Origin of the sequence: Bacillus thuringiensis (genome assembly GCF_001182785.1) — a bacterium.
GTDB lineage: Bacteria > Bacillota > Bacilli > Bacillales > Bacillaceae_G > Bacillus_A > Bacillus_A thuringiensis_S.
The window spans coordinates 1,595,479-1,608,453 of sequence record NZ_CP012099.1 but is presented as its reverse complement, the minus strand read 5'-3'; the positions used below and the strand labels follow the sequence as shown (position 1 = coordinate 1,608,453).

Genomic DNA, 12,975 nt, shown 5'->3' with positions numbered 1-12,975 from the left:
CTATTTATTAAATACGTTCCATCGCCGTCTTCAACGTTCCAACAACAAAGGCAATTTCTTCACTTGAAATAATAAGCGGCGGTGCTAGTGTTAAAACGTTATTATATCCTGCCGTTGTCATACCGTTGCGTCCGATAATTAATCCCTTTTCTTTACAAGCATTTACGACACTTGCTATTTTATCATTATCAATTGGCTCTTTCGTCTCTTTATCATTTACTAATTCGATTCCAACTAATAGACCTTTCCCTCTAATATTCCCAACAAGTGGATGTTCCCCAATTTCATCTTTTAGTTGCTCTAATAAAAGGGAACCCATTTGTGCAGATCGCTCAATTAAATTTTCATTCTCCATAATCTCTAAATTTTTAAGTGCTAATGCACAAGCTGCTGGATTTCCACCAAATGTATTAATATGGCGGAAGAATTCATATTCTCCTTTACCTTTAAAAGCCTCATATATTTCTTTTTTCACAGCTGTTGCAGATAATGGTAAATATGCGCTCGTAATACCTTTTGCCATTGTAATAATATCAGGCTTTACATCATAATTCATAAATCCAAATGCTTTTCCTGTACGCCCAAAACCGCAAATCACTTCATCACTAATAAGCAAGGCACCGTGTTTTTGACACGTCTCATGAACAGCTTTCATATAGTCTTGTGGTGGCATTAATATGCCCCCGCCTGTAATAATAGGTTCCATAATAAAAGCAGCAATTGTTTCACTTAATTCCCACGTCATAACACGATCGACTTCTTTTACACATTCTACATCATAAATATGCTGCCCTTCAATTTCAGGCATACGGTAACAATCCGGTGGTGTTACATGTAAAAAACCTGAAGCAAACGGTTCATATTGATATCTACGCTGCGCTTGTCCCGTCGCTGCCATTGTCGCCATTGTATTCCCGTGATACCCGCGATAACGTGACATAAATTTATAACGATGTGGTTCACCTTTTTGAGCATAGTATTGTCTTGCTATTTTAAAAGCTGTTTCGTTCGCTTCTGATCCACTATTTGAGAAGAAAATAACATACTCTCCACCAAGCCACTCGTTTAACTTTTCAGCAAGCTTTATAGCTGGCTCATGTGATTGTGACATTGGAAAATATGATAATGTTTGTAATTGCTTATAAGCCGCTTCTGCAAGCTCTTTTCTTCCATATCCACTATTTACGCACCAAAGGCCACTCATACCATCTAAATATCTTTTTCCTTGTATGTCTTCAACCCAGCATCCTTCAGCTTTTGCCCCTACCATTGTGCTATTTGGACTAAAGGGACGCATTCCGTGCCAAACATATTGCTCATCTTTTGCTAATAATTCATCAGTTTGCTTCGTTTTCATCATTAATTCCACCTTCCATAACAACTTATTTTTCACAAAAGCTGCGCTGGTGCCATGATGACTTAAATTTCTCCCTGCTATTTTCATTCCACAAAATTAAGACAAATCCTACTTACAAATCAGTAATATTTACAAGAAAATGACAAAAGAAAAAAGAGCTTTTCTTATCTATCGAAAAGCTCCTCTTTTATTTAATGTGAAGACGCATCGCTAATGCCATGACCAGTATTAGATTTCACGAGAATTTCATCAAATTTCGCTGCATCTTCTTTCTTACTAGATAAAACCGTTCCTAAATATGCTGCAAGAAATCCGAGTGGAATTGAAATAATTCCTGGTGTCGTATATGGGAATAACGCTTCCCCAACAAAAATAGCTTTTCCAGCTACAGGGTTCCAAACATTCGGACTCAACGCTACGAGAACAATTGCTGATACGAGACCTACAATCATACCCGAAATAGCACCCGTTGTATTAAAACGCTTCCAATATATTGTAAATAAAATTACTGGTAGATTTGCACTCGCTGCAACTGCAAATGCTAATGATACTAAAAATGCTACGTTTAATGTTTGGGCAAATAATGCAAGTATGATAGATAGTATCGCTACTCCAATAGATGCATAACGAGCCATAGATACTTGCTCTTTTTCCGTTGATTTTCCTTTACGAATGATTTCATTATAAAAATCATGAGCGAATGCTGATGCTGCTGTTAATACAAGACCTGCCACTACAGCCAAAATCGTTGCAAAAGCAATTGCTGATACGAAAGCAAATAAGAAGTCCCCACCTAACGCTTTAGCTAATAAAGGTGCTGCCATATTACCCGCTGGATTCGCTTTAATAATTGCCTCATTTCCTACAAACGCTGCTGCTCCAAACCCTAAGAAAATCGTCATAATATAAAACGCACCAATTAACCACGTCGCATATACAACAGATTGACGTGCTGTTTTTGCATCACGTACTGTAAAAAAGCGGACAAGTATATGTGGTAATCCCGCTGTACCGAGAACTAGTCCTAAATTTAAAGAAAGTGTATCAAGGCCAACTTTATACTTTACTCCTGGATTTAAAAACGAATCTTTTAATGGCGTAGCTGTTTTCATTTGTGCAAACATTTCAGTCACACTAAAATTAAACTTTGCGAAAACGATAACAGAAATAATAAACGTACCAGCCATTAGTAGTACCGCTTTAACAATTTGTACCCAGCTTGTTGCTGTCATCCCTCCAAAAATAACATACACCGTCATAAGTGTTCCAACGATTAATACAGATGTCGTATATTCAATCCCTAATAATAATTTAATAAGTGCACCCGCGCCAACTAATTGTGCAATCATATAAAAGATAGAAATCGTCATCGTATTAAGAGCTGCAACTCCGCGAACTTTTTTCGCATCAAAGCGTGCTGCAATCATATCCGCCAAAGTATACTTCCCTAAATTTCTAAGCGGTTCTGCAACAAGATACAGTACAACTAAATAAGCAACTAAAAAACCGATACTATAAAAGAATCCATCAAACCCAGTTAATGCGATTGCTCCGGCTATACCAAGAAATGAAGCAGCAGACATGTAATCTCCAGCGATGGCCAGACCATTTTGCCAACCAGTTAATCCCCCTCCAGCCGTATAAAATTCACTCGCATTTTTCGTTTTTTTCGATGCAAAATATGTTATGACGAGCGTACCAAGAACAATAATTAAAAATAGTGCAAATGCAGTAGTATTCAAGTTCAGCCCCTCCTTTTTTGCATATCTTGCAGAATTTTTTGGGAGATTTCATCAAATGATTCTGCTTTTTTGCTATAAATCATACATAGTGCCCATGTCATGATAAATTGGGAAAAAGCAAATACCCACGCCCATGTAACGTCACCAAATGCAGGTGTATTAAGCACCTTTGAATACGACGTTAAAATAGGCAGTGCAATAAAAAAACTAAAAAAGAAAATACTCATTGGAACGATAAACTTCTTTTTCGTATTTAATAACAATTGAAATTCTTCCGACTGAACGACCTCTGTATAATTCACTTCATTTTGCAACTTACGTGCTGACGTATCATCTCGTTTCATTAACCGATCCCCTCTCTTACTTGAAATACACTTCCTCCTTGTATACCTAAAGACTAAATTTTATAAATATTCAGAAACTTATACTTATTTTAGACAATCCATGCATTCATGCAAAGGTTTTTCGATAGACATTTTTCGGCAATTTCTCCTAAATTTTTAATATACTTTTTCAAAATAAAGTGACACCTTACTTATTTTTTCCTCATTAAGACAAAAGCAGTGCTTAACGCACTACTTTTGTCTTTTTTTCCTTTTCTAAATTACGAGCTGTTTCGCTTAACTCAACATCTTTTCCGTCTTTAAGTGTTCCAAATATAAAATCGAATACTGGATTTGAAACACCGAACCAAAACTTTTCGTTTTTATAATGGTGTAATATATGTTGTTTTTTTAGCCATCTTCCAAACTTAGTGACGGGACGAATCGGTCTATGGGCAATATAATGTTTCCATTCGTAAACGAGCAGCATGATAATCATTCCGATTCCAAATGAAAGTGTAATAGTAACACTTTTTGTAATACCATATGCTATAAGTAAATAAATAGTAAAACTAGGTATACTAAACCATACAGGTAAAAACAAAAGTTTTAAATCATCTGGATATACGTGGTGATCATAATGTAATCTTCTTAACATTTTTAATAGAAATGTGTTTTTAGGCGGCTTAATATGGAATAAAAAACGATGTGTCATGTATTCATTAAGTGTATAGAAAACAATCCCAAACATACATGCTAACATGCCAAACCACGTGAAAAATTGCATTTTTAAAATAATAATGAAAATAAATAGAATGCTATACATAATAACGATATCATGTTGTAAAAAGAACTCTTTCCCCACTTTCTTCATCTTGTTTCCCCCTTTTCCAAAAAAACAGCCGCAACATATCGTTACGACTATTTCTTTTCTATTCTTATTCTATTCATTTTACAAATTTGCCTGCTGTTCTATTGTCGAGAAAAAATTGTTCGGTCCAAATATATTTTGCTTCGGAATAATATGTTCCACCGCAAACACTGTTACTTCTCCTCTTTGCACTTCTCCAATAATGAGACCAAATATTTCATGATTTACTGCAAACGTCGGTTGCTTTGTTTGTAGCAATCTTGCAGCATTATGAAATACCGCTTCATATAGTGGATTTCTATCAGTAATTTCTCTTCGGACTTTTGGCGCTAACGTAATGATAATTTCTTTTCCGTCAATAGTGGTTCGATACATAAAAATCTCCCCTTCAATCTTATGTGAACAACTGTAAAGCTTTGTATGCAAAATGTATAGAGTACCCTACTAAAATAATACCTGCTCCGGCTGTTATATAGCCAAGCGCTTTTGGTTTTAATAAAGTTCTTCCAAAATGTACAGAAAAAGCAATATTTAAATTCCATAAAATAATACCGGCAATAATGCAAAGACTGTACAAAAAAGCTTCTTGTTTCGTTACCTTCGTAAGTAATGAGCTAAGTGTACTTCCGTATATACCAAACCAAAAAACAAGATTTAATGGATTGGATATCGCAATTAAAAATCCTGCCATAAACGATTGCTTAAGGCCACCTACCTCTTCTTTTTTATATTCCATATTCGAGTGGAAAATTCCTTGTTTTACACTTTGAAATCCTAAATAAAATAACAAGAAAAAACCCGTGCAATACATGAAGGCTTGTACATATGTATACATAAACACAGAAGATAAACCGAAATAAATGAGAAGCATAAATAAAACATCTGCAGTCATTCCACCAATTCCAACAACCCAAGCATGCCAAAACCCACGTTCAATTCCTCGTTTTAACATTTCAATATTAATCGGCCCTACTGGCGCAGCTAATGAAATACCTAATACGATTTGCTGTATAATTGCTCCAAACATCGCTCTATCCTTTCTTCTCTTTTTACTACTAGTTAATGATGTAATTTTAAAAAATAGACTAGCTTTCATAATAAAATACCCTTTTTTATCCAAAATATACAAAAGAGCCATCCAGATGACGGCTCTTATTTTTCTATCCTATGAAGAAAAGGACATTTCCCTTTTATTAGCTCTACATCGTCTCCTATGAAATATTGTTTCCATTCACGATGCTCTGGGTCACCGTAATGACTAATGTTAGGATGTTTCGGCAATTGATCCCACTTTTCAACTCGCTCACGGACCATTTGTCTTGAATATGCTCCTTTAGGACGATCCCCCTCTAATCCATCAAAAATAGTGCGTGGCTGAAACCCAATAACGAGAGAATTCCCTAAATGTCTAGTTTTTCGTTGTTTATAAGCTGGCGCATTTCCAAATGCAAATATTGGCTCACCACCAAATGAAAATTCCCATAAATAATGGTCTGGATCTTCAGGAATTTGCTTTGGCCATGCTTGATTATCGTTTTCATGTAAATACTGCAGCACTTTCCAAAAGGAATCACGGTAATATTCGAGTGATTGTTCTTCACATTCCGGTTCTACAAAAAGGAAAAAGCCCCTTCTTACAATCGGCCTCTCTTTCATTAACTCTAAAAAAGATAACATTGTATGTGGCAAATGACTCCAATCATTATGAGAAAGAAATGAATAGCGAAGTTCATTCTTTTTCAAAGCTGTTAAACCGAAATAACATGGAAAAGTTGGTTCTAACACGACACTTGAAAAAATCTCAAATTCTTTTGCAACCCAATCCGGTATGTCGGTTCTCGTTCTCATTTCTTCATTATCTAATAAGTAAGACTTATTCATTCTTTCACCTCATTATGTATAGCATTCAATTAAGAATATTACATACTCGGCCTGTCCTATACCTATTTAAAAATTCGACTGAAAAATTATTTAAAAATACAAAAAATAAAATCGCTTACTTGACTAAATTCTCCCAATTCGTGTATATTTAAATTAATCATTTAGCAGAATATTCAAGAATATAGCATTTTTAGTTTATATTATTTTTCAAATGAATTTCACTAAATGAAAATAGTAAACGCTTTTAGGAGGAATTATAACATGCAAGGAAAAGTAAAATGGTTTAACAACGAAAAAGGTTTTGGATTTATCGAAATGGAAGGCGCTGACGATGTATTCGTACATTTCTCTGCTATTCAAGGAGATGGCTACAAAGCTTTAGAAGAAGGTCAAGAAGTATCTTTCGACATTACTGAAGGTAACCGTGGACCTCAAGCTGCTAACGTAGTAAAACTTTAATCCAACATATAACAGGAGGTTACCTTACTTGGTAACCTCCTTTATTATTCCTTTGTATATTTCCGTTTTACAGAGCAAAAACTATGTGAAATGCGCAATATACAAAGGAGGCAGTAACAATGGGATCAGAAGTAAATGATTTTGAAGAAGTAAAATTCCGTGTAGAAACAGCACAAAAAATGGTAGGCTCAGCAACAATTTCAATGGATCCAGATACATTAGAGCATGCTACTACTGCAGTAGAAGCAGCTCGCTCACAGCTTGAAATTATGAAATCTGTTGCAGTAGATTTAGATGAACCCTTTTTAATGAACGAGGAAAAGAAACTAAGCAAATGCGAGCAGCAATTAAACGAAGCAAAGCACTAAAAAAACATCCAGAGAATTTTCTCTGGATGTTTTTTCATGACAACTGTTCTCCATACTTTTTCAATGTTTCACCAACTGTACATTGCCTTATACAAAATGAATGAGCATAATACTTACTATTTGTCTTTCGATTATGTTCTCGCAAAAAACATCCTTCACAATACGTTTCTAATAAGTCATTTACCTCTGTAATGAGTTGCTTTTTATCCACCTTTGCACCTCTCTATTCGGTTATTTCTTTATGACTATCAATAACTGTTCCTTCTAATGCTTGCGTTGCTAATTGATGTGCTTCTTTATTTTGTTTTCTAGATATCGGTTCACATACAAGTTTTAATTTCATTTGCTTCGCCTTTTGTTCAATTTGATCTAAATAATGGTTTAAATGCTCATCATAACAAGGCCATTCTCCGGCTAATTGCTGCAGTACCACTTGTGAATCTCCGCGAAGTGTAACTGCTTCATACTTAATCCCTAGTTCCTCGAGTATATTCATACCGTATAATAATGATGCATATTCCGCTTCATTATTATCATATATACCTTCTATATATGCATTGCGGCGAATGCGGTAGTTTGTATTTCCTTTTTTATAATACACACATATACCAACGCCAGCTTCTTTCGTTTGCACATCATACCCCCCATCAAAATAAACGAGTATTTCTTGGGGCTCTTCCTCTACTTGCTTACTTAACTTTTTCATCTCTTTTAATGACCATTCTGCGTCCATTTCATCGTAAAATAAAAGTTCCTTAGCTCTTCCTGTTTTCTCAAAATCCTCTGCAAATTGAAGTACTTCTTCTATGTTCATATACTCTGTTGTTAATTCCGTCTGCAATCCGCGCTTCGTTTTATACAACCAATGAATTTTATATTTCATACTACATTCCCCTTATGTAAGACTTCTTATATGTAGCCAGCTAATAAAAGCCTCACTTTATTTTATTATATTTTATCAAGAGTCAAAGAATTATATTCAATATTATCACATGCAAAAAGAGCTATCCCTATAGGAATAGCTCTTTCATCTATTACATAAATCTTTCAAATTGTACTCGCTTATTAATCCAGTACATTACAGGCATACCAATCGCCATGACAACAAATTCACCGATTGCACATGTTAACCAAGACAACATAAATGGTAAACCCAATGCAAGATGAAGTTCAATTGCAATCATAAACATTGTAATCGTAAAGATAACTGTATTAAAAATCATACGAGCCCAAACACCTTTAATAAATCGCATAGAAATAATCGTTGCAACTAATGCAAGAATAGATTGACCTACTCCAAATACTAAATCATAAGCGATCATAGGTGAGAACAAGAGATTCGTTAAAAATACACCTAATACAATTCCGTAAATTGCTTTCTTGTTAAATACAACGAGATGATTAAACATCTCTGAAATACGAAATTGTACATTCGTAAAGCCAAATGGCTGAATAAGCATAGAAACAGCAATATATAATGCCGCTAAAATACCATTACCGACTAAAGTTCTAATATTCATGACAAAATCTCCTTAGTTTTTTTACGTGGGATGGTTTCGAACCACGTTATTCGTTTTTTAAGCAACAAGATTATATTTTACGTCGTAGCCCCTCTTTCGTCAATAGATTCCTATCATAAACTACCTTTTTCCTTTTAGACAACGTATAATGAAACATATGAAAGATTTAGGAGGTTTCACTTCATGACAGCAACAATTCAAAATGAAAAAGTGATCGTTTCCATTTCTGACAAAGGTGCAGAATTACAGAGCGTTCGCTTAAAAGAAGACAACACAGAATATTTATGGCAAGGTGATTCTACTTATTGGGGACGCCGTGCACCAATTTTGTTTCCAATTGTCGGCCGATTAGTAGATAATACATACTACGTAGACGGTAAACCATATTCATTAACACAACACGGTTTCGCTCGTGATCTTACTTTCTCTGTGAAAGAACAAAGTGAAACAAAGATCACTTATATCGTTACTAGTAATGAAGAAACATTAAAAAAATACCCATATGAATTCGAATTACTCGTTTCTTATGAGCTAGATGGACAAAGCGTTCATGTAACATATGAAGTAAACAATCCTACTTCTAAAGAGATGTTCTTCTCAATCGGAGCACATCCTGGATTCAACTTCCCTTTATTGGACGGTGAATCATTTACAGATTATCACTTAGCGTTTAATGGTTCGGAACGCTTAGAAACAAGCGTATTAGAAGGACCTTACCTTTCAAACAAAAAGCAATTAATCGCTGAAAATACGACTGAACTGCCACTTACATATGATTTATTCAAAAATGATGCGCTTATTTTTGAAAATATGAATACGCATGAAATTTCGATTCGTTCTCATAAACATAATAAATTTGTAAAAGTAGAATTTGATGGATTCCCATTTGTCGGCGTATGGACACCAGGGGATAACGCACCTTTCTTATGTATTGAACCTTGGTACGGAATCGCTGATGAAGTAAAACCAGCAAAAGATTTCAAGGACAAAAAGGGAATTCAATCTTTACAAGCGAATGAAACATTTACATGTCGTTACAGCATCACAATCGGATAACTACTCTATCCCCTACTTCAAAAAATATTTAAGTAGGGGATAATCTTATAATTTGGAGGTTTCTCATTTTGATTGAAGTATATATTGATGGTGCATCAAAAGGAAATCCTGGTCCTTCTGGTGCAGGAGTGTTTATTAAAGGCGTTCAGCCGCCTGTACAATTATCATTACCACTTGGAACAATGTCCAATCATGAAGCAGAATATCGCGCTTTACTTCTAGCATTAAAATATTGCATCGAGCATAATTATAGCACTGTCTCTTTTCGTACAGATTCCCAGCTTGTCGAACGGGCTGTTGAAAAGGAATACGCAAAAAATAAAATATTTGCACCTCTTTTAGATGAAGCACTGCAGTACATAAAAAACTTCGATCTCTTTTTTATTAAGTGGATTCCAAGTAGTCAAAATAAAGTAGCTGATGAATTAGCTAGAAAAGCTATATTACAAAATTAACGGGGGTATGAGTGTGAAAAAAGAGTGGATTGCTCCTCTTGCTTTATTATTTGTCTCTTTTATTTGGGGAGCTACGTTTGTTGTCGTTCAAAACGCTATGTCTTTCGTTGGTCCATTTACGTTTAATGGTATTCGCTTTTTATTCGCTGGAATTATTTTATTATTCGTTCAAATTATTTTCTCACAAAAAACTTCAAAACAAGATATAAAACATAGTAGCACGGCAGGGATAATCGTTGGTTTTTTCTTATTTGTCGGTTATTTATTGCAAACATTTGGCTTACTCTATACAACATCTTCAAAAGCAGGTTTCTTAACTGGGCTAAGCATTGTTATGGTCCCAATCTTATCATTTATCTTTTTAAAACAAAAAGCTACCATTTTCATCGTACTTGGTATTGCTGTAGCTACAACGGGTTTATACTTATTAACAGCTGCTGATTCTTTTCAATTAAACATTGGAGACATACTCGTTCTCGGTTGTGCAGTCGCTTTCGCTGCCCATATTCTTGTTAACGGCTTCTTCTCTAAGAAAATATCACCTTTATTGTTAAGCACGTCGCAAGTATTAGCTGTCGGTATGTTTTCTTCTATTTGCGCCTTTTTGTTTGAAGATTGGGAAAAATTATTTTCAGTAGTACTATGGACGAATTCTTCCTTTTTATTCGCTCTATTTTTAACTTCCCTATTTGCGACATCCATTGCTTTTTTCATTCAAACATCAGCACAAAAACATACGTCTCCAACGAGAGTAGCAATCATTTTCGCAATGGAACCCGTTTTTGCTGCCTTAACAGGCGTTCTCGTTGCAAACGAACAACTTTCTATTTCTGCTATTATCGGATGCCTCTGTATTTTCCTAGGCATGATTTTTGTTGAATTACCTTCCAAAACAAAAAAAGAAGCGCAGGCTGCGTGAAGTTACGCTTGTAACTTCCGCATAAAAGCCTTAGCGCTTTTTTTATCTGTAATTTCTTCCTCTTTCAATCGTTCTAATAACGCAACGAAATAACTACCATCAAACTGCAATTGATGTTTAATTGTTGCTTCTATTGCTGCGTTCACAATCCCATCAGACGCACCAGTATATCCTTGTCCGAACATAATAAACCCTTGTGCTTCCTCTGATAATTTAAATCCTTTCGTATGTAAGAATGAAAGATAATCTTCTACTGTTTGCATGTTATTCCCACCTACTCAAAAATTCTCCATCTCCTATCATACATGTTTTTACACGCTATGAGAATGAAATTTCTTTGACAACTTTGTAAATCAATCTTCTACTTCGCTTACAATGGAGGATTTCCTAACAACCTGAAGGAATATGTAAAGTGGAACTTATTTCATATTAAAGGGGAGACACGATGAAACAAGCACTATTAATTATCGACGCTCAACAAGAATTAATTGATGGAAATGAGCAAGAAAATGAAGTTTTTCGCAAAACCGAGCTATTATCTACACTAAATACAGCACTGCAGAAAGCAATAGATTCAAATGCTCTTATTGTTTTCGTAAGAGATATCGATGTTGCTTCTGGCAGCGGCGAAGGATTTGAAGTACATAATCAAATTCAAGTACCCCAGTCTGCAATCCTTATTAATAAAGCAGCAACCAATTCATTCTACGGCACTTCTTTACTTGAACTTTTAAAAGAAGAAAACATTAATCATATTGTTATAGGCGGATGTAAAACAGAACATTGCATCGACACTGCCGTTAGGACAGCAACTGTACAAGGATTTGACGTTACATTAATTAAAAACGGTCATTCAACAACTGATTCTAACGTATTGTCTGCAGAGCAAATTATTGGTCATCACAATAAAACTTTACACGGCCATTATAACGTTGATCATTTTTCAGTTGTTAGAGATGTCGAGGAAGACCTCTTTCAACCTACTCATGACCAATATCGTGATTAAATTGGCTATAAAAAAGAATCCTTTTCACGAAAGGATTCTTTTTTCACCCAAAAACTTGTGCTGCAATGCTATACAGTTCATTACTCCTTTTTAATAATTTATCGCTATTTTTCATCATAATTGGTGGTGTATTAACCTTTTGAAAACCAGTAATCTCTAATTCTTTCATGAAACCATTCTTTCCTTCTGGTACATCCATTCTTAATTTACCATGATGCTCTCTTGCTAAATAATGTACAATCCTCATTGCCATCGTATCATTTTTCGCAACAACTGGTCCTATTATTTTATTTTCTGATGTTTGTATACTTAAACCGTAACCTAATACATTTCGTTTGTTGTCCTTTACAACGATGCACTGTTCACTTTGTATCATTCTTTTCGTTAAAAATACTTTTCTATTTGTTCCAAACGCATTTTCATCTAATTTTATTATTTCTTCTAAATCACACTCTTCATACTTCACCATATAATCTTCATTTCCTACACAATAATCATTCACATTGTACGAGTTACATATGTATTTAGAAACATAGCTTACTACTCTAAATCCTAATTTTTCATATAGAGGCTTTCCCTCATCCGTAGCAATAAGTATAATGGGAGTTTGAACCGATACGCTCTTAATACATGAATTCGTTATCGCCTTTCCAATCCCTCTCCCCTTATAATCTGGATGTACAATGACCATTCCGATAGACGCTAATTTCTCCCCATATAATATTATTGCCGCGCTAGCAATTAGTTTCTCCCTCTCATTCCACACACCATATACGATACCTGAATCAAAAATAGTCTCAATTTCTTCTCTGTTATAATCCCAGCCAATATAAGAAGATAATGCTACAATATCGCCTATTTGTTCTTTCCCAAGACGCTCCACCCTAATTTCCAATTCAATCATACTCCATTCCCTTATCTAGACATTTAAATCATTATTACTAAATCAACTTGTACATGTTTCCCTTTATTTGTCACATACATATGTTATTTTGACCAAGACTATATTGTAAATGAG

Annotated in this window: 18 protein-coding genes and 1 riboswitch; of the genes, 6 read left to right on the top strand and 12 right to left on the bottom strand. The window is 34.9% G+C overall.

Annotated elements, in window-relative coordinates; all coding sequences use genetic code 11:
- Positions 1-7: 7 nt before the first annotated feature.
- The 7 genes from AC241_RS08460 to AC241_RS08430 form a co-directional block, all read right to left on the bottom strand.
- On the bottom strand, positions 8-1,357 hold the full coding sequence (locus tag AC241_RS08460) for an aspartate aminotransferase family protein (RefSeq protein WP_000850960.1): 1,350 nt from the start codon (positions 1,355-1,357) through the stop codon (positions 8-10).
- 191 nt (positions 1,358-1,548) lie between these two features.
- Positions 1,549-3,099: a solute symporter family protein gene (locus AC241_RS08455; RefSeq protein ID WP_016082206.1), complete on the bottom strand. Its 1,551-nt coding sequence runs from the start codon at positions 3,097-3,099 to the stop codon at positions 1,549-1,551.
- 2 nt (positions 3,100-3,101) lie between these two features.
- Complete coding sequence (locus AC241_RS08450) at positions 3,102-3,443, bottom strand: DUF485 domain-containing protein (RefSeq protein ID WP_048565245.1); 342 nt, start codon at positions 3,441-3,443, stop codon at positions 3,102-3,104.
- 223 nt (positions 3,444-3,666) lie between these two features.
- Positions 3,667-4,296, bottom strand: coding sequence for a sterol desaturase family protein (locus tag AC241_RS08445; RefSeq protein ID WP_000755397.1), 630 nt, complete (start codon positions 4,294-4,296; stop codon positions 3,667-3,669).
- 78 nt (positions 4,297-4,374) lie between these two features.
- Positions 4,375-4,668 carry a hypothetical protein gene (locus AC241_RS08440; protein ID WP_016082208.1) on the bottom strand — a complete coding sequence of 98 codons (294 nt, stop codon included), beginning with the start codon at positions 4,666-4,668 and terminating at the stop codon, positions 4,375-4,377.
- A gap of 19 nt (positions 4,669-4,687) precedes the next feature.
- On the bottom strand, positions 4,688-5,431 hold the full coding sequence (locus AC241_RS08435) for a LysE family transporter (RefSeq protein ID WP_016082209.1): 744 nt from the start codon (positions 5,429-5,431) through the stop codon (positions 4,688-4,690).
- 14 nt (positions 5,432-5,445) lie between these two features.
- Positions 5,446-6,174: a YqcI/YcgG family protein gene (locus tag AC241_RS08430; protein WP_001043750.1), complete on the bottom strand. Its 729-nt coding sequence runs from the start codon at positions 6,172-6,174 to the stop codon at positions 5,446-5,448.
- Positions 6,175-6,435: 261 nt separating this feature from the next.
- Here AC241_RS08430 and cspB point away from each other — a divergent pair, with 261 nt between their 5' ends.
- Entirely contained in the window at positions 6,436-6,633 is a 198-nt protein-coding gene (gene cspB, locus AC241_RS08425; protein WP_001161731.1) for a cold shock-like protein CspB, read from the top strand.
- 119 nt (positions 6,634-6,752) lie between these two features.
- Entirely contained in the window at positions 6,753-7,001 is a 249-nt protein-coding gene (locus AC241_RS08420; RefSeq protein WP_000534400.1) for a DUF2564 family protein, read from the top strand.
- A gap of 34 nt (positions 7,002-7,035) precedes the next feature.
- Here the strand turns inward: AC241_RS08420 and AC241_RS08415 are convergent, their stop codons facing one another.
- The 3 genes from AC241_RS08415 to AC241_RS08405 all read right to left on the bottom strand — a co-directional run bounded on the left by AC241_RS08415 (position 7,036) and on the right by AC241_RS08405 (position 8,521).
- Positions 7,036-7,212 (bottom strand): zinc-finger domain-containing protein, encoded by a 177-nt coding sequence (locus AC241_RS08415; RefSeq protein WP_000358801.1) that lies wholly within the window; start codon positions 7,210-7,212, stop codon positions 7,036-7,038.
- Between the two features lie 12 nt (positions 7,213-7,224).
- A complete protein-coding gene (locus tag AC241_RS08410) occupies positions 7,225-7,884 on the bottom strand; it encodes a ribonuclease H family protein (protein ID WP_000875548.1) in 660 nt (219 codons plus the stop codon).
- 151 nt (positions 7,885-8,035) lie between these two features.
- Complete coding sequence (locus AC241_RS08405) at positions 8,036-8,521, bottom strand: QueT transporter family protein (protein ID WP_001026480.1); 486 nt, start codon at positions 8,519-8,521, stop codon at positions 8,036-8,038.
- Between the two features lie 6 nt (positions 8,522-8,527).
- Positions 8,528-8,572: riboswitch (PreQ1 riboswitch) on the bottom strand.
- Between the two features lie 132 nt (positions 8,573-8,704).
- On the opposite strand from AC241_RS08405, the gene AC241_RS08400 reads away from it, so the two are divergent.
- The 3 genes from AC241_RS08400 to AC241_RS08390 all read left to right on the top strand — a co-directional run bounded on the left by AC241_RS08400 (position 8,705) and on the right by AC241_RS08390 (position 10,951).
- On the top strand, positions 8,705-9,577 hold the full coding sequence (locus AC241_RS08400; protein WP_050843128.1) for an aldose 1-epimerase family protein: 873 nt from the start codon (positions 8,705-8,707) through the stop codon (positions 9,575-9,577).
- 68 nt (positions 9,578-9,645) lie between these two features.
- Positions 9,646-10,032 carry a reverse transcriptase-like protein gene (locus AC241_RS08395; RefSeq protein ID WP_000573877.1) on the top strand — a complete coding sequence of 129 codons (387 nt, stop codon included), beginning with the start codon at positions 9,646-9,648 and terminating at the stop codon, positions 10,030-10,032.
- Positions 10,033-10,045: 13 nt separating this feature from the next.
- Positions 10,046-10,951 carry a DMT family transporter gene (locus tag AC241_RS08390; RefSeq protein WP_016082213.1) on the top strand — a complete coding sequence of 302 codons (906 nt, stop codon included), beginning with the start codon at positions 10,046-10,048 and terminating at the stop codon, positions 10,949-10,951.
- A 2-nt stretch (positions 10,952-10,953) separates the two neighbouring features.
- Here the strand turns inward: AC241_RS08390 and AC241_RS08385 are convergent, their stop codons facing one another.
- A complete protein-coding gene (locus tag AC241_RS08385; RefSeq protein ID WP_001195212.1) occupies positions 10,954-11,214 on the bottom strand; it encodes a DUF6123 family protein in 261 nt (86 codons plus the stop codon).
- A 182-nt stretch (positions 11,215-11,396) separates the two neighbouring features.
- Between AC241_RS08385 and AC241_RS08380 the strand changes: the two genes are divergently transcribed.
- A complete protein-coding gene (locus tag AC241_RS08380; RefSeq protein WP_016082214.1) occupies positions 11,397-11,957 on the top strand; it encodes a cysteine hydrolase family protein in 561 nt (186 codons plus the stop codon).
- Positions 11,958-12,000: 43 nt separating this feature from the next.
- On the opposite strand, the gene AC241_RS08375 is transcribed toward AC241_RS08380, so the two are convergent.
- Positions 12,001-12,861: a GNAT family N-acetyltransferase gene (locus AC241_RS08375; RefSeq protein ID WP_050843126.1), complete on the bottom strand. Its 861-nt coding sequence runs from the start codon at positions 12,859-12,861 to the stop codon at positions 12,001-12,003.
- Positions 12,862-12,975: the final 114 nt, after the last annotated feature.

Bases quoted from the DNA above. Each gene is read 5' to 3' on its own strand.
- AC241_RS08385 (WP_001195212.1), bottom strand. From the start codon at position 11,214: ATGCAAACAGTAGAAGATTATCTTTCATTCTTACATACGAAAGGATTT.
- AC241_RS08430 (WP_001043750.1), bottom strand. From the start codon at position 6,174: ATGAATAAGTCTTACTTATTAGATAATGAAGAAATGAGAACGAGAACC.
- AC241_RS08420 (WP_000534400.1), top strand. From the start codon at position 6,753: ATGGGATCAGAAGTAAATGATTTTGAAGAAGTAAAATTCCGTGTAGAA.
- AC241_RS08405 (WP_001026480.1), bottom strand. From the start codon at position 8,521: ATGAATATTAGAACTTTAGTCGGTAATGGTATTTTAGCGGCATTATAT.
- AC241_RS08375 (WP_050843126.1), bottom strand. From the start codon at position 12,861: ATGATTGAATTGGAAATTAGGGTGGAGCGTCTTGGGAAAGAACAAATA.
- AC241_RS08440 (WP_016082208.1), bottom strand. From the start codon at position 4,668: ATGTATCGAACCACTATTGACGGAAAAGAAATTATCATTACGTTAGCG.
- AC241_RS08460 (WP_000850960.1), bottom strand. From the start codon at position 1,357: ATGAAAACGAAGCAAACTGATGAATTATTAGCAAAAGATGAGCAATAT.
- AC241_RS08450 (WP_048565245.1), bottom strand. From the start codon at position 3,443: ATGAAACGAGATGATACGTCAGCACGTAAGTTGCAAAATGAAGTGAAT.
- AC241_RS08410 (WP_000875548.1), bottom strand. From the start codon at position 7,884: ATGAAATATAAAATTCATTGGTTGTATAAAACGAAGCGCGGATTGCAG.
- AC241_RS08435 (WP_016082209.1), bottom strand. From the start codon at position 5,431: ATGGCTCTTTTGTATATTTTGGATAAAAAAGGGTATTTTATTATGAAA.
- cspB (WP_001161731.1), top strand. From the start codon at position 6,436: ATGCAAGGAAAAGTAAAATGGTTTAACAACGAAAAAGGTTTTGGATTT.
- AC241_RS08400 (WP_050843128.1), top strand. From the start codon at position 8,705: ATGACAGCAACAATTCAAAATGAAAAAGTGATCGTTTCCATTTCTGAC.
- AC241_RS08380 (WP_016082214.1), top strand. From the start codon at position 11,397: ATGAAACAAGCACTATTAATTATCGACGCTCAACAAGAATTAATTGAT.
- AC241_RS08445 (WP_000755397.1), bottom strand. From the start codon at position 4,296: ATGAAGAAAGTGGGGAAAGAGTTCTTTTTACAACATGATATCGTTATT.